Source organism: Chryseobacterium paludis (genome assembly GCF_025403485.1).
GTDB classification, from domain to species: Bacteria; Bacteroidota; Bacteroidia; order Flavobacteriales; family Weeksellaceae; genus Chryseobacterium; species Chryseobacterium paludis.
Genome location: NZ_CP099966.1, coordinates 3739621 through 3760231 on the forward strand (window position 1 = coordinate 3739621; position 20611 = coordinate 3760231).

A 20611-nucleotide genomic window follows, 5' to 3' on the forward strand; every position below is an offset into this window, starting at 1 on the left:
ATTATAATTTATTTTCTATTTTTGTATAAAGTTGACTAAAAAAACATAAGTTGAGTTTATTTAAAAGAATTGTAAGCAAACTAACCAACCAACCTGAGGAAGATGATAGCCAGAGTTTGGAGAAGCTTGGGGATTCGCTAAAAAATGCGGATCTCGACTATAAGTTTGCGCAGTTATTTACGCATTCGGGTGGTTTTTTTAATTATTGTGCAGACGAAGCGGAGGCTCTACAAACTTTAAATCAAATTATTAAAATTGAAGGTATTCACAATATGTTCTGCTGGGATAAGGAACTTCAGAATTTTTTGACTGTTGTGAAAACTCCCTGCACTTCAGAATTGGAACATTCCAATGATGCGGCATTTATTACCTGTGAGTATCTTATTGCTTATGATGGAAGGATCATGCTGTCGCATAATAATATTCTTCATTACCATTCTTCGAGATTGCCTAATAAAATTATTATCATGGCTAATGTTTCGCAGATTGTAAATAATCTTAATGATGCAATGGGGAAAATAAAAAGGAATGGTAATATTAAAAACCTAACCTCAATTAGCGGAAGTCAATCAAAATTAGATACCTCTTCTAATTCTAACACAAAACTGTTTTTATTGCTGCTTGAAGATTAAGCATCAATTTTCTAAATTATACATTTTGGACAAAAACCTCATTCAAAGAACAATTTCGGGTATTGTTTACGTGGCAATTATTATCCTATGCGTAACTCCACTCGGAGCCCAACTGATCAATAGCATTTCTCCGGATCTCGTTAAACAGCAATATCTATATTATGGATTGATCACATTTTTAATGGTGGTTGGATCGTGGGAGTGTGTAAAGATCATGAAGTTTGGAAAAGGATATGAAAAATGGATCGTATTTCCGGTTGTTATGATTATCTTTTATATGTTCTCGAAGAGATATTTTTACCATGATTTCTTTTTTGATTTTAGATTAAGTGAAATATTAGCCCTGTCTTTAATAGCAATTGCTGTGGTTACTTTATTTAAATATCCTACCGAATTATATTTCGACAGTGGTAAATTGATTTTTACGGTCATTTACGTGGCTTTGCCTTTTAGTTTTGCTCTTGGTCTTCCGAAGTATTCCAGTTATGATGATAAGTTCTCTTTAGAAGTGTTGTTTCTCTTTATTTTAATCTGGAGCAGCGATACCTTTGCCTATCTCACAGGAAAGTTTTTTGGAAAACATAAAATGGCGCCTAAAATATCTCCTAAGAAAACCTGGGAAGGCTACGCAGGAGGTGTAATCTTAACCTTAGTTCTATCTTATTTTATTGAAAAATATCAACATGATCTCCGTGGAAACTGGATGGTTGTTGGATTCTTAGTGGCTTCTTTTGCTCCTTTAGGGGATTTAGTAGAAAGCCAGCTCAAAAGAAATTTTGGTGTTAAAGATAGTGGAAACATCATTCCGGGACACGGTGGTGTATTAGATAGGCTGGATAGTTTTTTAATCTGCGTTCCTGTCGTATATTTGTACTTTATTTTAGAAAAATTTATTTAGACTCATGAAATTACATAGAGAATCAAAAGGAACGATTACAGTAGCAACAATACTTTTCATTATAATTGGTGCTTTAGCGATTTATTTTCTTAAAATGTGGTCGCTTTTGATCATTATGCCTTTACTCATTATTTACAGTTTAGTATTTTGGTTTTTCAGAGTTCCTAACCGTGAGATTCTTGATCATAAAGAGAATGTAATTGCTCCGGTAGACGGGAAAGTAGTAATGATTAAAGAAGTTGACGAAACAGAATTTATTAAAGGAAAAGCAATTCAGGTTTCCATTTTCATGTCTCCTTTGAATGTCCACATCTGTAGATATCCTGTTTCAGGAGAGGTAATTTATAAAAAATACCATCCAGGAAAATACTTAGTGGCATGGCACGAAAAATCTTCTACAGAAAATGAAAGAACAACTATTGCTATTGAAAGTTTAACAAATCATAAAGTGGTATTTAGACAAATTGCGGGATATGTAGCAAGAAGAATTGTTTTCTACTGCAATGAAGGAGATCAGGCAAAGGCAGGTCATGAATTTGGTTTTATTAAATTCGGTTCAAGAATGGATGTTTTCCTGCCTCTAGATACAGAGGTCATTTGTAAGATTGGAGATATAACGAAAGGAGGTATTGATGTGATCGCAAAAATGAAGGAATAATTCAATTGAAAAATATATAAGAGAGCCGTTTCAAAAAGAAGTGGCTTTTTTTATTATTAATTACAAATGGCAGCATTTGTTTTAATCATTGAGTATACAGTTTTTAGCTACTATAGACCTTGTTAAGTAATCAACTCTACTAGTTTATACTCTAATGAGCTGTTTTACTTCATTAATAAGGTTTAAAATAAGTTCAACAGGTAAATCCTCTTCCATATCAATTAAAAGGATTTTAAACTTCTTTCTGCCTTCCTGGATCAACTCCGGGGCGTTCAATCGGTCCCCGTGATAAAAACTGATGTAGTGCTTTTTATATTTTTTACTATAATATAAATAACAAAGCATCTTCTTTTTGTATTTGAAAAAAGGTAATCCAAAGCTCAGTGTTTCTGTAATGTTCTCCAGATCAGATTCCAATATCTTTTTCCGTAAATACAAAAGAGTACTTCTATCAGGTTCTTCAATTCTGTAGAAATACTCTTGTATGGGATTCATTTTAAAAATTAATTTAAAAGGATTTAATCAAAATTTTGAAGCTCAACTAATTTGTGATAAACACCTCTCTTTGCAATCAGATCATGGTGGCTTCCTTGTTCTACAATATCACCTTTTTCCATCACTACGATCCAGTCGGCTTTCTGTATAGTTGAAAGTCTGTGTGCAATGACTAATGATGTTCTGTTTTCCATCATTTTCTCAAGAGCATCCTGAACGAATTTTTCAGATTCCGTATCTAAAGCTGAAGTAGCTTCATCTAAAATCATAATCGGTGGGTTTTTAAGAACCGCTCTGGCGATAGAAACCCTTTGTTTTTGTCCTCCGGATAATTTACCACCATCGTCTCCAATATTGGTGTCATAACCATTTGGAAGCTGTGTGATAAAAGTGTCCGCGTTGGCCACCTTAGCCGCTGCTATAACTTCTTCCTTGGTTGCTTCAGGTTTCCCCATCAGAATATTATTGTAAACCGAATCATTAAATAATACAGATTCCTGTGTTACCATTCCTAAAAGTTTCCTATACTCCTGTAGTTTTAAATGCTTAATGTTAGTGTTATCAATTAAAATTTCACCTTCAGAAACATCATAGAATCTTGCTAAAAGATTGGCAATTGTTGTTTTTCCACTTCCGCTTTGTCCGACTAATGCAACAGTTTTTCCTTTCGGAATCGTTAAATTAAAGTTTTTAAGAATTAAATTATCTTTATCATAATAAAATCCGATGTCTTTGAAATGGATGTTATTTTGAAGAGTAGATATTGAAACGGGCTCAGCCACTTCTTCAATTTTAACGTCTGCATCAAGAATTTCCAATACTCTTTGTAAAGAAGCTTCTCCTTTCTGAACGTTAGATATAGCTGTTGATAAGCTCTTTGCCGGAGGTAGTATCTGGAAGAACATTCCTAAGAAAACTAAGAAATCGGCTGGCGAAATGCTTTGTTCAACAATGATCTGTTTTCCTCCATACCATGCGATGATCAAAAAGGTGATTGATCCCAGAAATTCGCTCATTGGTGATGCCAATTCCTTCTTTCTACCTAGGCTTATTGAGCTGGATATCCATTTGTTCATCGATTGCATGAATCTACTGTCCATTATTTTTTCAGCATTAAAGATCTTGATCACCTTTGATGATTTCAGAGTCTCATCTACAATGGAAAAGATGGTTCCCATTTCCTGCTGAGCTTCATGAGAATCCTTTTTTAGACTTTTCCCTACCAAAGCGATCATTGTTCCCATTACGGGTAAAACCAATAAAGAGAAAAGTGTCATTTCGGGGCTTAAGAAGAATAAAGTCACCAAAGTACTGATCAACATAAATGGTGCATTGATCAGTTCGATCAAACTGCCTAAAATATTCCCCTCAACTTCACCCACATCATTTGACATACGGGACATAAGGTCACCCTTTCGGCTTTCAGTAAAAAACGAAACAGGTAAAGAAAGTATTTTGCGGTACATAGCACCACGAAGATCTTTAGTAACCCCTACACGGTAATTAATTAAAAGAAAAGATCCGAAATACCGGAATGCATTTCTCAAAAGAAACATAAAAGCAGTAATGATACAAAGCCATGCAAGAACTTTCAGTGAACCGTAATTGGTTACCAGACTTTGCACGTAGTAATTGGAGTAATCTTTTAAGTAAGAGAAGAAATCAATAATATCTCCCGAATAAACAGGAGCTGATTCATATTTTTCAGGTTTTATAGTGCCGAAAAGCATTCCCAAAACCGGTAGAATAGTCCCTAGCGAAGCTATTTGAAATACAGAATACATGATGTTGAAAAATAAACTTCCGTAAATGTATTTCTGATGGGGTTTTGCGAATTTTAATATTTTTATATATTCGTTCATTTAATGAAAAAATTGGAAAAGCAAAATTACGTAATTTTAAAAGAGTAGACGTTCTTAATTAAATTTTACTTTATCGTTATACTTCGGAGCGAAATTTTTAGGACTTAATTTATCCAAAGTCTTTCCAAAATTATTAATGATTTGAGTAAGGTTATCAAAGTCAACAACATTTACATCATCATTTACCTGATGATAATGTTTTATTTTACTCATATCAGCTGTAGAAATAGAATGGGCAATGATTTTCTTTTTTACAAAACTTACGTTGTCCGACCTGTAGAACAACTGTTCTGCTGCATAAGGATCAGGATGTATTTTTAAACCTTCTGCTGCATTTTGATTAAATAATTCATCAAGATCAGAAAATTCGTCTCCAGTCATAAAAAGAGCATTTTTCCCAAACTCCGACTCTGTTGCTACCATTTCAAAATTGAAAAGAGCATACAAATTGTTGTAAATAGGATCTAGATTTTTGTCCTTTGAAATTGCTTGAGAACCCAGCATTCCTTTTTCCTCTCCATTAAAAGCCATAAAAAGCATAGAGAATTCAGGTTTTTTATTTCTAAAATAATCTGCAATTCCTACAAGAGTTGTTATTCCACTTGCATCGTCGTCAGCTCCATTATAAATATTGTCGCCGCTTTTGTTGTTTGTTCCTATATGATCAAAATGTCCCGAGAAACCCAGATATTTATCGGTTTTCCCTTTTTTAACTCCACATACATTATAAACTGTCTTTCCCTTATAATCAAAAGGAATAAGGTAAGAGTTTCCTGTGCAGTATTCAAGATTATTTTCTTTAAAAAGTTTGGCAATATAATTCGCGGCATTGTCATTCTCAACTGTTCCTATTTCTCGGCCCTTCATTTCATCTGACGATAGTGTTGAAATAACAGTATTGATTCTTTCTTTTGAAACTTCCTGAGCAAAAGTTATTACTGAGAAAAACGAGAAAGCGAGGTAAGTTATTTTTTTCATTGGAATCATAATTTTATAGATCTATATGTCGCAGATTTATTTAAAATGTTGCATCGATATAAAAATAAATTTATGGAAAATAAAGAATAGCATCTAAAAATTAAGCCTTTAAAGAATTTGAAATAAAAAAAACAGCTCCAAAAAGAAGCTGTTCTACTCAAAAAATCGTTGTAAGGTTATCGAAGTCTGTCTACAGATTTCACGAGCCTCTCATCTTTACGGATATAAATGTTTGAAATGAACAAACAAATAATCGCGATCAACGGGAAAACAGGCTCAATACCCTTCTCAGGAAATTGAATTCCTCCGGATAAGTTTAGTAACCAGTAAATCAATACACCAATCAACAAAGCGTTTATAATGATGCTGATTGTGTTCAGCAAAATTTGTCTTTTTCTGTTTTTAAAGCTGAATACACTTAGTAATCCAACCAAAACAAGTACAATAGATGCACTATCTATAACAGGTATATTGCCAAAAATAGCAACATCTTGTCCTGTGATGAAAAGAAAAACAGCAGCTAAAACTGCCAGAAAAGTCCATATAGTTTGTATTCTTTGTAGCATTGAACATTAAATTCTTGGCAAAAATAACATAAATTTTGCACAATTCAAAAATAAGTGTAGATTTGCATTATACAATGTACTTGAAAACAAAAGTCGCCGGACTTACTTTTCTTACTCACAATTAATTACATTTTTACATACATATGTTTAACATTGAAACGTTAAGGTCAAAATCCGTAACGGAATTGACTAAAATCTTAAGAGATTTGGGCGTTAAAGTTGCAAGAAACAGCACTGAAAATGATAAAATTTTTGCTGTTCTTGATTTTCAAGCTTCTAACCCTAAAGTTACAAAAGATTATTTCAACACCACAGAAACCAGTATAACTGCTGAAGATAAAGCGGTGGAGAAAGAAATTAAGGCTCCTGCTCCTGCCAAGAAAGCTGCCCCTAAGAGGACAGCAAAACCTAAAACGGAGGTTACAGCACCAACAGAAACAACACCAATTGCTGATGATAAAATAGAAGAAAAACAAGTTGTCTCTGAAACACCAAAACAGGAAGAAGTTACATCTTCGGCAACAGAAGAAAATTCTGCTTCATCCCAGGCAAAGAAAAAAAGGAAAAGAGTACTTCCTAATAACAATACAACAGAAACTGCTGTTCAGGAAAAAACAGAAATTCCTGGAAATACAGAAACTCAAGAGCCTGTTTCAACAGAAGAAAAGCCTAATAATCCTCAACATCAGGCAAGACCTCAAAAAACACACAATCATCCACAAAACAGTGGAAATCCTCACAAAAATCAAAACCAGAACCAGAACCCGAATCAAAACAGACATTCTGATAAGGAAGAGCACCACGAATCTAAAAAAGAATTCCATTTTGATGGAATGGTTAGTATCGAAGGAGTTCTAGAGATTTTACCAGATAATTACGGATTCTTGCGTTCTTCAGATTTTAGTTATATTTCTTCTCCTGATGATGTGTATGTTTCAACGGCACAGATCAGAAATTTTGGATTAAAAACAGGGGATACTGTAAAAGGTATTGTAAGACTTCCAAAAGAAGGTGAGAAGTATTTCTCATTATTAAAACCAACGGAAGTTAATGGTCGTGATTTAGCATTTATTAAAGACCGTGTTGCTTTTGAATATTTAACACCTCTTTTCCCTGAAGAGAAATTTAATCTTACAGGTAGCAATTCTACTATTTCCACAAGAATTGTAGATCTATTTGCACCAATTGGGAAAGGACAGAGAGCAATGATTGTTGCACAGCCTAAAACGGGTAAAACAATGTTGCTTAAAGATATTGCTAATTCCATCGCTGCCAATCACCCGGAAGTGTATATGATGGTTCTCCTTATCGATGAGCGTCCTGAGGAGGTTACGGATATGGAAAGAAGTGTAAATGCAGAAGTAATTGCTTCTACATTTGATGAAGCGGCAGAAAAGCATGTAAAGGTGGCCAACCTTGTGTTAGCTAAAGCTCAGAGAATGGTTGAATGCGGACACGATGTGGTCATTTTATTAGACTCAATTACAAGATTAGCAAGAGCATATAATACCGTTACACCAGCTTCAGGAAAAGTTCTTTCAGGAGGGGTGGATGCTAACGCTTTACACAAGCCGAAAAGATTCTTTGGAGCGGCTAGAAAAATTGAAAACGGAGGTTCTTTGACTATCATTGCTACAGCTCTTATTGATACTGGTTCAAAAATGGATGAAGTTATCTTTGAAGAATTTAAAGGTACAGGTAACATGGAACTTCAATTAGATCGAAAAATAGCGAACCGAAGAATTTATCCAGCAATTGATTTGGTATCTTCAAGCACAAGAAGAGATGATTTACTTCTTGATGAAGTAACTTCTCAGAGAATGTGGATCTTTAGAAAGTATCTTTCTGAAATGAATCCTGTGGAAGCTATGGAATTCGTGAATAAAAATATCAAAGGAACTCTTAATAATGAAGAATTCCTGATGTCTATGAATAGATAGATTAATTTAATATTGTTAAATAAAAAGCACAGATTTTAAAATCTGTGCTTTTTACTTTCAAATAGTACTATTTGAATCTAATCTGTCAATGTTAAAGATTTATTAAAATAATCCGCTATTTTTGATAATCGGTCAATTATTGGCTAACTTTGAAATATAACATTAAAAATAAAAAATATGTCATTTGAATTACCAAAACTAGGATATGCATATGATGCATTAGAGCCAACTATTGATGCAAAAACTATGGAAATTCACTATACAAAGCACCACCAAGCTTATATAGATAATTTAAATAAAGCAATTGAAGGAACTGAGCTTGCTGGAAAAACAATTGAAGAAATCTGCCAAACAGGGACTGATAAGCCTGCAGTAAGAAATAATGGAGGTGGTCATTTTAACCACTCTTTATTCTGGGAGATTTTAACACCTGGCGGAAGCAAAGAACCTGTAGGAAATGTAAAGGCTGCAATTGATAATTATGGTGGTCTTGAGAAATTTAAAACTGATTTTTCTGATGCTGCTAAAACAAGATTTGGTTCTGGATGGGCTTGGTTGATTAAAAACGGAGACGGATCGGTTTCTGTATCTTCTACACCAAATCAAGACAACCCACTAATGCCTGTTGCAGATGTTAAAGGAACTCCTGTTTTAGGATTAGATGTTTGGGAGCATGCTTATTATTTAAACTATCAAAACAGAAGACCTGATTATGTTTCAGCATTCTTCAGTGTAGTAAACTGGGATAAAGTTGAAGAATTATTCAATAAATAATTTTCAATTATTATAAAATAAAAAAGGTTCAGAATTTTCTGAACCTTTTTTATTAAAATCGTGTGACATCACTGCCACTAAGTCCATTCATTCTTAGTCCATATTTCCAGTTGACGTAGGCAAAAACCTGATACAATTTATATTCAAACTTTAATCCGTAATTTTCTCGTGGATCATAGCTAATTGATGATTCAATTACATTTCTATATTTTCCAGAACTGAAGTAGGAATTCCACTCACTTACCAGATTTATATTTCTAGATTTCAAATAAGACTCCGAATATTGATTCATTGGTTTTGCAATAGCGCTTAAAAAATAATCATACTGGGTATCTAATACATCAATATCCCATTCCCCATCGTCATTCTTTGATGGTTTTATTTCAGACTTTTCTTTGTCAGTCTTAGATTTATCTTGTGAAGAACAGCTAAAAGGAAGACAAAATATTAGCAATAAAAGGATTAAATTTTTCATACTCATAAAGTTACATAAAAAGCCATTTACATTATAGTTCTTTTTGCAGAATGACAAATGCAGGAAAATGATCACTGTAGCCTCCTGTGAATTGATCTCCATTCCACGATCTGAAAGGATAGCCCTTGTAATTTCCCTCTTTATTAATAAGATAAGCCGGAGCATAAACTTCAGTTCTGTAAACTGAATATTCTTTGGTTAGCTGAGCAGAAATTAGATTTTTTGACACAATGATCTGATCAAATAGATTAGGTACATCCCTATAAGCCAAAGAAGCAACTCCTTTTTTATATAAAGGGAACATAAGATTTAAATATGGTGTGCTTTCGTTAAGATCTTTGAGTTTTCCTACGGCCTTTAGATGGTTTTTTAAACTTGAACTGACAGGGTCATCATTAAAATCTCCCATTGCGAAAAGTTTCGTAGAAGGATCTGCTGTCCTTACACTATCCATCTGTTGTTTTAAAAGGAGTGCGGCAGCATTTCTTTTAGGCAGAGAGATCGCTTCACCTCCTCTCCTAGAAGGCCAGTGATTCATGAAGAAAGCAACTTTTTCATTATCCAAAAAGCCTGTTACCACTAAAATGTCCCTCGTATACTCCCTTTTCCCATTTTCGTTAAAAATTTTCAGTTCCTTTTTTAAAGAATTTGTAATGGTAAATCTTCTTTTTTGATAGATCAAGGCAACATCAATTCCCCGATAATCGTAAGAATTGTAATGAATAATCCCGTAATCATATTTGGCTAACGCTGGTTCTTTTATGAGATCTTCTATCACTTGTCTGTTTTCGATTTCTATGAGACCCACTATTGCAGGTGCTGTTTTTGTATATTGAGATCCGAGCTCAGAAATTACTTTTGCTTCATTTGCAAGTTTAGTCTTATAAATCTGGGTGTTATAGTTTTTAGAACTATTTGGTGTAAATTCTTCAGAGCTTATTTGGTATTTTACAACCTTCTTTCCTTTTAATAAGGTGTCATTCCATTGTCCGTCGTATTTTTCTACGGTTAAAAATTTAATCGAATCAAAAGGAATACTTCTGTGAAAGGCAGGATTACTAATTGATTTCGTCCCATCTATGTAGTCAGCAGATCTAATTGTATCCATAAGATTCTCTACATTTAGGAAACCTATAGCTACAACTTTTCTAATATTCCCTTGCTGTGCAAAAATTATTATTGAAAAAAGAATAATTAAAAAGCTTAAATTTTTTTTCATCATATGTAAAATTAATTGGTTGTCATTATTTTTTAAACCGGTTTTGTATTTAAAGTTTAAAATGATCAATTCGATTTTTTTTGTGTTTTTGCTGAGATCTTATATTGGTAATATAAAACAATTTTACATAGTATTTAGATTGTAAATTTTGTTAAATTTATAGATGCCCATTTTTTTAAAGAATAGAAAATGAGAGCAAAACAAGAAAAAAACATACACTTATGATGAAAAAACTATCATTAGTCTCTTTGTTTACTTTACTTCCCATATCTCATTATTTTGCTCAAACTACAGTGTTCGGGTATCTAAAGGATGATGATGGAAAACCCATTGAAAGGGTAGAAGTAGATTTGCAAGGGAGCGAAAATGATGCAACGGCAGATCAGATTGGATATTTCCAATTTGTCGATTTACAGTCGGGACATTATCAAATTGTAATGACGAAATCCAATTACGAAATCAAAGTAATGGAGTTCGATATCACGGATGACGAAAAAAGGAAGGATTTAGGAATCATTACCCTATATTCTAAGCTTGCTAATTTGGATCAGGGCCTGGCTATTATAGACAGCAATAATGACGATGATGGCAACAATCAGACCTCTACCGTAGGACTACTTCAATCCTCTATGGATGTTTTTAGTAGAATTGCAGCATTTGACTTAGGATTTTACTGGTTCCGACCAAGAGGAATAGATGGAAGAACTGGAGAGATTATGCTGAATGGAGTTTCGATGATCAAGTTGGATAACGGAAATGTAGATTTCGGAAACTGGGGTGGCTTGAATGAGATTACAAGATATCCTGAAATTTCTGCAAATCATGCACCATCCGAATATGCCTATGGAGGGAATAGTTCTGTGATTTATAAAAATACGAAAGCAGGTGAATATAGGAAGGGCTTCCAGTTTACTCAGTCTTTAACCAATAGGAATTACAGAAACCGAACATCTTTGCGTTACAGCTCGGGAATGAATAAAAAAGGCTGGGCATTTACAGTAATGGGTGCCAGGAGATGGGCTGAAGAAGGGATTCAAGAGGGAACTTTTTATAATGCATATTCTGCTTATTTAGGGATTGAAAAAAGAATTAACGACAAACATAGCATAACATTTAATTTTATCGGAGCTCCTTACCGGAGATCTACTGCAAGCCCTAGCACACAAGAAGTATATAATTACAGAGGAGTTCATTACAATTCTTATTGGGGATATCAAGATGGTAAACAGAGGAGTGAGCGGATTAGAAAAGGTTTTCAACCAATATTCCAGATCCAGGACTTTTGGAAAATTGATAAAAAATCAAGTCTTTGGACTTCTGTTTCCTATCAGTTTGGAAAAGATAAGGGCTCCCGGTTAGACTGGCAGAATGTGCAGAATCCTTCACCTACTTATTATAGAAATCTACCCAGTTATTATAATTCTTTGAATCCTAACGCTTCAGTTCCTACTGGTTCTGGTGAAGTACCGACTAGTGTACAGGATGCATATCAGACCTCTTTAGCTACTTGGACTTCCGGAGATACAAGTGTTACTCAATTGAATTGGGATAATCTTTACAGGAGAAACAAGCAACAACCTATTGAAAACTATTATGGACGAACTGGTAAAAGAGCTTTATATTATCTTGTTAATGATGTGAGTGATGATAAAATCTTTAATGTATCTACTCATTTCGTCCGCAATTTTAATGAGACAACCAAGTTTTTACTTAATGTATCATATCAGAACTATCGTTCCGAATTATACAGACAAGTAAAGGATCTCATGGGTGCTGATTTTGTTTTAAACCGGGATCCTTTTGCGGCAACCAACCAGCCCGGAAAATCTGGTTTATTTAATGAAGGCGAAGAGAATGTTACCAAACAGATTGGAGACAGAATGACATACAATTATATCTTCAGAAGGCAAGAGATAAAGGTAAATCCTGGATTGAAATTTATAGCTGGGAAATTTGATTTATTTGTTACAGCTCTTGCAGGATATTCAACTTCAAGCAGGGAAGGGTTGTTCAATCATTATTTGTATAAAGATTCTAAAGGAAAGAGTGCAGATTACAACTTCTGGAATTATGGTTTGAAGGGGCAAGCCATTTATAAATTAAATGGAAGGAATTTTTTTATATATAATGGAGCTTATTATTCTCAGGCGCCTTCTCTTGAAGATCTGTTCATAAATCCGAGGGTAAATAGCTCGACAGCTCCCAATATCAAGAACATGGTTATAAGGGCAAATGACCTTAGCTATGTCATGTCTTCTCCATTTCTGAAACTAAGGCTAAGTGGGTATTTAGTTGATACAAGTAATGAAACAACAGTACAAAGATTCTTTGCAGATGGTATTCAATTAAATAATATTGATGATCAGGGAAATGAGACATCAGTGCAGAGCGCTTTTATAACCCAGATAATGACTGATGTGAAAAAAAGAAATTTAGGTGTAGAGCTAGGGATTGATGCTAAAATTACTCCAACCTTATCTTTACAGGGACTAATAAGTTATGGACAGTTCACTTATCAGAATGATCCTGTCACTTACTTCGCTTCAGATGCAGCAGGTGTTTTTTCCAACGGTCTTTCTTATATGAACGTAGGAAAAGCATACATTAAAAATTATCGACAGGGAGGTACCCCACAACAAGCCTATTCCTTTGGGTTTAAATATAATTCACCTAAATACTGGTGGTTTGGGGGCAACTGGAACTATTTTGATGATAGTTATCTGGATCCTTCGGCATTAATAAGAACAGAATCATTTGTCCAAAATAATAATTCTTCAACTCCTTATTATAACCTGACAACATCTGAATTAAGAAGGGTATTAAAGCCGAATAAATTACCATCTTCATTTTTCTTTAATGCGAATGCTGGTAAATCGTGGTCTATCAGGAAGTATTATGTTTTGCTTTCGGCCTCAGTAAATAATATTATGAATAACAAAAGATATATTACTGGAGGTTTTGAACAAACAAGAAATGCTAAATTCTCAAATTTTATGCAAGATAATGACAGAGAATTTACTTTGTTCGGACCAAAATACTGGTATACTCAGGGAAGATCTTATTTTGTTAACCTGCAATTTAGATTTTAGCACTTATCATTAACTATTTTTAAAACAACAAAATGAATAGAAAAAAATATTTTAGTTTAATAACAGGAATTGTCTTTGCTACAGTTTCTCTTAGTTCTTGTGTACAAAAAGATGATTGGGATACCCCTCCAATCAGATGTACAAATAAGTTTTCTGCTCCCACAATGACAATGGCAGATTTCAAAGCACAGGCTCCGGCAAATGGTTTTATTTTAATTAATACGGATCAGATTTTTGACGGTTATGTGATCTCTTCTGATGAAAACGGAAATTTCTATAAAACAATTTCTTTTCAGGATAAATCTGAAAACCCTACTGCAGGACTACAAATTGAAATTGATAAAGCAGGTAATTATGCCGATTTTCCTGTAGGAGCACATATCAGAATTAATGCAAAAGGATTAAGATTAGGAACTGATAGAGGCGTGGTGAAGATTGGCTCAGTAGATCCAACGTATGCAATAGGAAGAATACCTGGTACTTTATTCAGTAAATATATTTGTGGTGTATGTAATGGGTCAAGTTTGGATATTGAAGTTATAAAACCTTTAGAACTGGCAGACCTGAAACAAGCTCAGAAGACTGATTATTTGAATATATTGGTTAAAGTACCTAATGTTCAGTTTGCAGCTTCTGAATTAGGGAAAAGCTATGTTAATTATGTAGCGGGTTCTGGAGTTGATACAGATAGAAGTATTGTGGATACCAATGGAAACTCTACAATATTAAGAAACGCGGGGTTTTTTACATTTGGAGCAACGTCGATTCCGGAAGGAAAAGGGAGCCTTACGTTTGTTATAAACCGCTATAATTCTTCCTGGCGGATGCAAATACGAAATTTAAATGATGTTAATTTTATAGGGAAAAGATTTTTCTTTGAAGGTTTTGATGGAAACCTAGATGATTGGTTCAATATAAGTATCCAAGGAGCTGAGATCTGGAATATTCAGCAGTTTGGAAACCCAAAACCATGTGTGGTAATGAATGGTTTAAATAAAGATAACGAAGATTGGTTGATCTCAAAACCCATTTCTTTGCAAGGGTTTTCTTCCGCTTTTTTATCTTTCGATACTGATGTTAAAAATAATGGTAACCCACTGGAAGTTTTTGTGACTAAAAATTATACAGGAAATCCTGCAACAACGCTGTGGGAACCACTATCTGCTGTATTTGATCAGGATGCTAATTTGTTTAACACCTGGACTTATTCCGGCAATATTAATCTGAATGCTTATTTGAATAAGGATATTATTATTGGCTTTAAATATACCTCTGCGGTTTCCGCTTCTGCAATATGGCAACTGGATAATATAAGAGTAGTTGGGAATTAAAAGAAATTATAAACAGACTTTTGTATTATACTACACCAACTGAAAAGCCACTACAGGTGTAGTGGCTTTATTATTTAAATTGATTCTTTTTTAGAAAGATACTTCGTTTACTTCTTTTCCACGTTGGAAATTCATTACTTTCTGACTTCCTTTATAAGAAATAGTAACGATGTTACTCTGCTTTGGAAAGGCACTTAGAAGTATTGTATTTTTAATCTTTAAGGTATTGATATCTGAAACACCGCCAGTCTCAAAATATACCCATACAGTTTCTCCGCTTACTTGACTTCCGGTAAATGTTATTGTTTTAGGCGAACCGTTGACGTACACATCAAAATTATTATTTACATATTTTTTTACTTCTGCTTCAAATCCTGCTGTATTGGGATTTATTTTAATAGCATCAGAAATATGACTTGTATTCATTTTTGTGGTGAACTTCAATGTTTTGCTTCCATCAATATAATCAACTTTTGTCATTGAGGAGAAAAAGTCTACATACATAAAACTCATTAACACAAAACATGTTAAAATTCCTGATATATATAAAAGTTTTTTCATCTTAATTAATAGATTTACAATCATAATTGTTATTTATAAGTCACAAATAATATGCCAATTAGAAATTGACATTTACAGCATACTTGTCATAAAATGCTTTAATGTGCGCTACAGCTTCATCAGCAGTATCTACCACTCTATAAAGATCCAGATCATCTTCAGCAATCATTCCTTCTTTTAATAAAGTTGCTTTGAACCATTCCAGTAAACCATTCCAGAATTCAGAACCAACCAATACGATAGGGAATCTTCCGATTTTGTTAGTTTGAATAAGGGTAATCGCTTCTGTAAGTTCATCAAGGGTCCCAAATCCTCCAGGCATTACAACGAATCCCTGAGAATATTTTACAAACATTACTTTTCTCACGAAAAAGTAATCGAAATTCATTGAATAGGATTTATTGATATAAGGATTGAAATGTTGTTCAAAAGGGAGGTCGATATTTAAACCAATAGATTTTCCTTCAGCATTAAAAGCACCTTTATTTCCTGCTTCCATAATCCCGGGGCCTCCACCTGTAATAATACCAAAGCCTATTTTGGTTATTTTTTCTGCAATTTCTACAGCCATTTCATAGTATTTGCTGTCCGGCTTCAATCTTGCAGATCCAAAAATAGAGACACAAGGTCCAATTTTTGCCAATTTTTCATAACCATCCACAAACTCAGCCATTACCTTAAAAACCATCCAACTGTCTTTTGTAATGATCTCATCCCAGGTTTTTTGCCTTAGGCTATTTTGTAGTTTTGTTTCGTTTATATCAAGTTCTGGATTTACTAAACTTTCATCCCTGGTTTCATTAATTTCCATTTCAAATTATTTAAAGTGTTTTTCAGCTTCTATTACAGATTCCGGTCTTCCAACATCTATCAAAAGACAGTCGTGTACATAACCATGGATTTTTTCTGTGTGCATAAGATCCAGATATTCTTCCATAACAGAAAACTTGCCCTTTCTTTTTATTTTCTCAAAGATAGAGGGGTTAATGCAATGGACACCACTAAAAGCTAATGCCTTAAATCCTTTATTGAATTCTGCAAGCCTTTGTTCTCCGGTTTGTACATTTAACCACCCTCTTAGTACCAAATCATCATTGAAAAGAAGCTTTCTCGAACTTTCTCTGTCCGAGACGGCTAAAGTAGCAAAATCTTTTATCTTTTTGTGATAGGTAACAAGATCAGTAATATTTATATCAGTAAGAATATCCGCATTCATGATCAGAAAATCTTCTCCATGATCAAGGAGTTTTCTAGCAAAAATTAAACCACCGCCGGTTTCAAGCAATTCCTCCCTTTCATCAGAGATTTCAATTTTGCAATTAAAATTGTTGTTTTCCTTTAAAAAATCAACAATCTGATCTCCAAAATGATGAATATTTATGACAAAATCGTTGATCCCGAAACTTTTAAGATATTTGATATTTCTTTCTAATAGTGGAACCTCATTTACCTTAACCAACGCTTTTGGATGATGGTCTGTAAAAGGCTTTAGACGTGTTCCTTTTCCGGCTGCAAAAATTAAAGCTTTCATTTGTTATTGTTGATAGATGATGAATGATCATTGATAAAATAAGCAGTGTGTAAATTAATCATTTATAATTTATCGCTTATCGCTTACGAATTAAGATGATGCTGCTCATCATGATGTAGGCTTATTTCTGTTCCTTCCGGATACTTTTGCTTGATATATTCAGCTATTTTTATTGCAGAATATACCGATCTATGCTGTCCACCAGTGCATCCGAAGTTTACCTGAAGATTTTCAAATCCTCTTGAAAGATAATTGTCGATATTAATGGATATAATACTTTTTACCAGTTCTAAAAATTTTGGCATTTCAGTTTCGCTCTCCAGAAATTCCTGAACCCCGATATCATTGCCTGTCTGGGTTTTATATTCTTCAATTCTTCCAGGATTTAAAATTCCCCTGCAATCAAAAGTGAAACCACCCCCATTTCCAGAATCATCTTTTGGTATTCCTCCTTTTTTATATGAGAAGCTGTGTATATCTATGTGTAGCATTTTTATTTTTTATTTTTAAACCAAAGGCTTATTAAACTTAATTAAGGATTAGGAAGCTTTAAAATAGGAGAGAATCTATTTATCGTTTAAGATCTCATTAATTTTTGACTTCGTTTTATCAAGAGCTAATTGTTGTATTACTTTTTTTAGTTCAGGATACTCTTTCATATGGTCCCATTTTTCAGCAAACTGTATTATATTTTCAATACCCTGTTCTATACTTGATATAAAATGTTTTTTTCTTTGAATAAGCCCTCTAAAACCATAGGCACCCAGAACCTGAAGGAATCTCATCATTTGAAGCGGCTTTACCGAGTCTTTTAGTTGGTGTTCTGTTTCTTTATTTTCAAACTGAGCAATATAGAACTCTAGCATCTCATTTTTTAAATCTTCAGGGAAATTGGCTTTAGCCTGAAAAAGAAAAGAAATTACATCATACATTAAAGGCCCTTTCATAGCGGACTGATAGTCGATAAAAGAAACATTGTTATTTTCGTTTATCATGATATTTCTTGACTGAAAGTCTCTGATCATTATTCCCTGTGGCTCAAGATTTTCAATACGAATTGAAATTTTCTTAAATTCCTTTAGTAAGGTTGATTTATGATATTCGAGTTCCAAGACATCAGCAATAAAGTTCTTGAAATAATACAGATCATGAATGACCGGAAGTTCATCGTAGCTTTCATATTCAAATGTTTTACTAAAGTCAATTTTTCCTTGTGTCTGTTTCTGTAACTGGAAAAGTTTTTCTAGTGTTTGCTTTACCAAAGATTTTACTTTTTCCGATAAGCCCTCATTTGAAATGATTTCAGATAAGGTATTTTCACCTAAAAATTCCTGAATGTACATTTTCCGATCTTCGGAAATAGCAAAAATAGTAGGAGTATTAAGGGTTAGTTTGGAAAAAACTGTTGAATAATAGAAGAAACTTTCGTTCTCCTGGATATTCTCATTATAAGTAATAATGTATTTTTTGTTGTCTGCTTTTGCCCAAAAATTCACCCTCGCGGATCCGCTTTGAGCCAATGTGACGAACTCAGAAGATTTTTCACCTATATAGTTTTCAAAAAATCGTTGTGCGTTTTCAGAAGTCATAATATGGAAACAAATATACTAAATTACAGTCTAATTTTTATCTTTGCATCATGCTAAAGGATTTTAAACCAGTTTTAAGTATTCTGTTGAGGTTCATCATCATCTATCTGGTGCTGCTTTTTTGTTATCAGTTTTACCTGAATAGTTTTAAAGAATCCGGACTAGACCCTTTTTCACGAATAATTGCGGAACAAGTAAGCTGGATCCAAAATGCTTTACACTATCCTACACAGTTGTATAATGATGTTTCAAAAGAACAGGTCTGGTTTTATGTGAAAAAAGTTTATGTGACAAGAATGGTAGAAGGATGTAATGCTATTTCAGTTATGATCCTATTTATTTCTTTTGTTTTTGCTTTTTATAAAGGCCTCAAAACTTTTATTTTTGCATTTATTGGCCTTTTTTTGCTTTATATAATGAATATTCTACGAATTGTAGGCCTAAATATTGTTGTAAGTGACTTTAAACAATATGAGAGAATTGCTCATGATTTTCTTTTTCCTGCCATTATTTATGGGACAGTAGTTGTACTTTGGCTTATATGGATTAAATTCTTTGCTTTAAAAAATGAAAATTCTTAATTGGTTTTTAGTAATAATCGGAATCTGTGGTCTTATAAGTGTGCGAATACTTGAGGACAAATTGTTTTATGACCCATTCCTGGGTTATTTTCATGAAGCTGATAAAAGTATGATATTTCCTTCTTTTGAATGGGGGCAGTTAATTCTGGGATATGTATTCAGATTTATTTTAAACTTACTTTTCTCTTGTTTAATTATTCATTTTTTATTTAAAGATAAAACATGGACAATGCAGGGAGGTATATTGATAATGATAATTTTCCTGATTACTTTTCCTATTTATCTGTATTGTATTTACAATAAATTTGAAATAGGTTATCTTTTTTCTTTCTATATGAGACGGTTTGTGATTCAGCCTTTGGCAATACTTTTAATCGTTCCAATGTTTTATTATAAAAAACAGATGGTACAGGGAGGCTAGTAAAAATTTTTATTTTACGGTGTGTTTGATTTCAAGTATAATGTTACCGGTTGTCCATTCTATTCTTTTTACGAATTCTCTTTCACGGACCGGGCAATCCATAATCTGGCATATGGGACATGAAATGGTCTTACAATCATCCATATGAAAATTAAATTCGATAGTACGCTTCATATTTTTAGCTAAAAGAATAATTACATTTTCCATTTCTTTGTGAGCATCACGAAGGCTGTAATACCAGGGAAGCGTAATATGTGCATCAATATGAAGAGAAGATCCAAACTGTTGTATTTTCATATTGTGAATATCTATCCATTCAGTTTTTCTGTTATTTTCGAGTATCTGAACAATTTGGATTAATATTTCAGGATCCTGTTCGTCCATAATTCCACTTAGTGACTTTCGAACAATTTTATACCCTACGAAGATGATGTACCCTCCAAAAATAAGTGCTACGACAGAATCCAGCCAATATATTTTAGTAAAGTAGACGACAATTAAACTGAGCACGACACCAAGTGTCGTAATTGTATCAGATTGGAGGTGTTTTCCTGAGGATATGAGTACCAGTGAATTATCAGTTTCCCCTTTTTTTATGGAAATATAACCCAATAAATAATTAACCACGGCGGTAGCTGCTATAATAGCAATCCCCCAATCTAATTTGTTAAGTATCTTTCCGACGATCAGACTATTGACACCCTCATAGATGATCATAATCCCTGCAATAGCGATCAAAGCTCCTTCTATACCCGAGGTTACAAATTCTACCTTTCCGTGCCCATAAGGATGATCTTCGTCCTTGGGTTTGGCAGCAAGATGTAAAGAATACAGTCCCATAAATGCACTGATTACATTAACGATGCTTTCCATGGCATCAGAAAATACGGCATCTGAATTGGTGAGTTTCCAGGCGATAATTTTTCCGATAAATAAGATTATTCCAAAAGTTGCAATCCACTTCTGAAAACCTATTTTATTTTTATTCGTACTCTGAATGTTCATAAGTTT

Annotated in this window: 21 protein-coding genes; 9 read left to right on the forward strand and 12 right to left on the reverse strand. The window is 33.6% G+C overall.

Annotated elements, in window-relative coordinates; all coding sequences use genetic code 11:
- The first annotated feature begins 50 nt into the window (after positions 1 to 50).
- Genes NG806_RS16980 through NG806_RS16990 form a run of 3 tightly spaced genes read left to right on the forward strand, consistent with a single transcriptional unit; the run spans position 51 to position 2188 of the window.
- A complete protein-coding gene (locus tag NG806_RS16980) occupies positions 51 to 632 on the forward strand; it encodes a lactate utilization protein (protein ID WP_261510817.1) in 582 nt (193 codons plus the stop codon).
- Positions 633 to 657: 25 nt separating this feature from the next.
- Entirely contained in the window at positions 658 to 1530 is an 873-nt protein-coding gene (locus NG806_RS16985; protein ID WP_214830571.1) for a phosphatidate cytidylyltransferase, read from the forward strand.
- Between the two features lie 4 nt (positions 1531 to 1534).
- Positions 1535 to 2188, forward strand: coding sequence for a phosphatidylserine decarboxylase family protein (locus NG806_RS16990; RefSeq protein WP_261510819.1), 654 nt, complete (start codon positions 1535 to 1537; stop codon positions 2186 to 2188).
- Between the two features lie 144 nt (positions 2189 to 2332).
- Here the strand turns inward: NG806_RS16990 and NG806_RS16995 are convergent, their stop codons facing one another.
- From NG806_RS16995 to NG806_RS17010, 4 genes are all read right to left on the reverse strand, one after another.
- Positions 2333 to 2683 (reverse strand): DUF1801 domain-containing protein, encoded by a 351-nt coding sequence (locus NG806_RS16995; RefSeq protein WP_214830576.1) that lies wholly within the window; start codon positions 2681 to 2683, stop codon positions 2333 to 2335.
- 23 nt (positions 2684 to 2706) lie between these two features.
- Positions 2707 to 4545: an ABC transporter ATP-binding protein gene (locus NG806_RS17000; RefSeq protein WP_261510822.1), complete on the reverse strand. Its 1839-nt coding sequence runs from the start codon at positions 4543 to 4545 to the stop codon at positions 2707 to 2709.
- A 54-nt stretch (positions 4546 to 4599) separates the two neighbouring features.
- A complete protein-coding gene (locus NG806_RS17005; protein WP_214830588.1) occupies positions 4600 to 5523 on the reverse strand; it encodes a M28 family peptidase in 924 nt (307 codons plus the stop codon).
- Between the two features lie 176 nt (positions 5524 to 5699).
- A complete protein-coding gene (locus NG806_RS17010) occupies positions 5700 to 6089 on the reverse strand; it encodes a DUF4293 family protein (protein ID WP_214830589.1) in 390 nt (129 codons plus the stop codon).
- Between the two features lie 143 nt (positions 6090 to 6232).
- Here NG806_RS17010 and rho point away from each other — a divergent pair, with 143 nt between their 5' ends.
- Both rho and NG806_RS17020 read left to right on the forward strand, forming a co-directional pair.
- Positions 6233 to 8029 carry a transcription termination factor Rho gene (gene rho / locus NG806_RS17015; protein WP_261510825.1) on the forward strand — a complete coding sequence of 599 codons (1797 nt, stop codon included), beginning with the start codon at positions 6233 to 6235 and terminating at the stop codon, positions 8027 to 8029.
- Between the two features lie 177 nt (positions 8030 to 8206).
- Positions 8207 to 8803, forward strand: coding sequence for a superoxide dismutase (locus NG806_RS17020; protein ID WP_214830592.1), 597 nt, complete (start codon positions 8207 to 8209; stop codon positions 8801 to 8803).
- A gap of 52 nt (positions 8804 to 8855) precedes the next feature.
- Here the strand turns inward: NG806_RS17020 and NG806_RS17025 are convergent, their stop codons facing one another.
- Complete coding sequence (locus NG806_RS17025) at positions 8856 to 9278, reverse strand: DUF6146 family protein (protein ID WP_261510828.1); 423 nt, start codon at positions 9276 to 9278, stop codon at positions 8856 to 8858.
- A 31-nt stretch (positions 9279 to 9309) separates the two neighbouring features.
- Positions 9310 to 10497, reverse strand: coding sequence for an endonuclease/exonuclease/phosphatase family protein (locus NG806_RS17030; RefSeq protein WP_261510830.1), 1188 nt, complete (start codon positions 10495 to 10497; stop codon positions 9310 to 9312).
- A gap of 221 nt (positions 10498 to 10718) precedes the next feature.
- Between NG806_RS17030 and NG806_RS17035 the strand changes: the two genes are divergently transcribed.
- Together NG806_RS17035 and NG806_RS17040 are read left to right on the forward strand one after the other, a co-directional pair.
- A complete protein-coding gene (locus NG806_RS17035; RefSeq protein WP_261510832.1) occupies positions 10719 to 13586 on the forward strand; it encodes a carboxypeptidase regulatory-like domain-containing protein in 2868 nt (955 codons plus the stop codon).
- A gap of 32 nt (positions 13587 to 13618) precedes the next feature.
- Entirely contained in the window at positions 13619 to 14917 is a 1299-nt protein-coding gene (locus NG806_RS17040; RefSeq protein WP_261510834.1) for a DUF5689 domain-containing protein, read from the forward strand.
- A 90-nt stretch (positions 14918 to 15007) separates the two neighbouring features.
- Here the strand turns inward: NG806_RS17040 and NG806_RS17045 are convergent, their stop codons facing one another.
- From NG806_RS17045 to NG806_RS17065, 5 genes are all read right to left on the reverse strand, one after another.
- Entirely contained in the window at positions 15008 to 15478 is a 471-nt protein-coding gene (locus tag NG806_RS17045) for a DUF6702 family protein (RefSeq protein WP_251040574.1), read from the reverse strand.
- 58 nt (positions 15479 to 15536) lie between these two features.
- Complete coding sequence (locus NG806_RS17050) at positions 15537 to 16289, reverse strand: LOG family protein (RefSeq protein WP_214830611.1); 753 nt, start codon at positions 16287 to 16289, stop codon at positions 15537 to 15539.
- Between the two features lie 6 nt (positions 16290 to 16295).
- Positions 16296 to 17009 carry a nucleotidyltransferase family protein gene (locus NG806_RS17055; protein ID WP_214830613.1) on the reverse strand — a complete coding sequence of 238 codons (714 nt, stop codon included), beginning with the start codon at positions 17007 to 17009 and terminating at the stop codon, positions 16296 to 16298.
- Positions 17010 to 17092: 83 nt separating this feature from the next.
- Positions 17093 to 17500, reverse strand: a complete 408-nt coding sequence (locus NG806_RS17060) for a RapZ C-terminal domain-containing protein (RefSeq protein ID WP_214830615.1) — start codon at positions 17498 to 17500, stop codon at positions 17093 to 17095.
- A gap of 75 nt (positions 17501 to 17575) precedes the next feature.
- Positions 17576 to 18598 (reverse strand): aminoglycoside phosphotransferase family protein, encoded by a 1023-nt coding sequence (locus NG806_RS17065; RefSeq protein WP_261510838.1) that lies wholly within the window; start codon positions 18596 to 18598, stop codon positions 17576 to 17578.
- Positions 18599 to 18648: 50 nt separating this feature from the next.
- Here NG806_RS17065 and xrtF point away from each other — a divergent pair, with 50 nt between their 5' ends.
- Positions 18649 to 19179 (forward strand): exosortase family protein XrtF, encoded by a 531-nt coding sequence (gene xrtF, locus NG806_RS17070; protein WP_261510840.1) that lies wholly within the window; start codon positions 18649 to 18651, stop codon positions 19177 to 19179.
- The gene (locus NG806_RS17075) at positions 19166 to 19600 is read left to right on the forward strand and encodes an exosortase F system-associated membrane protein (RefSeq protein ID WP_261510842.1); all 435 of its coding nucleotides are present in this window, start codon (positions 19166 to 19168) and stop codon (positions 19598 to 19600) included. Before xrtF ends, NG806_RS17075 begins: the two co-directional genes overlap by 14 nt.
- 9 nt (positions 19601 to 19609) lie before the next feature.
- Here NG806_RS17075 and NG806_RS17080 read toward each other — a convergent pair whose 3' ends face one another.
- Complete coding sequence (locus NG806_RS17080; RefSeq protein WP_261510844.1) at positions 19610 to 20605, reverse strand: cation diffusion facilitator family transporter; 996 nt, start codon at positions 20603 to 20605, stop codon at positions 19610 to 19612.
- Between the last annotated feature and the right edge of the window lie 6 nt (positions 20606 to 20611).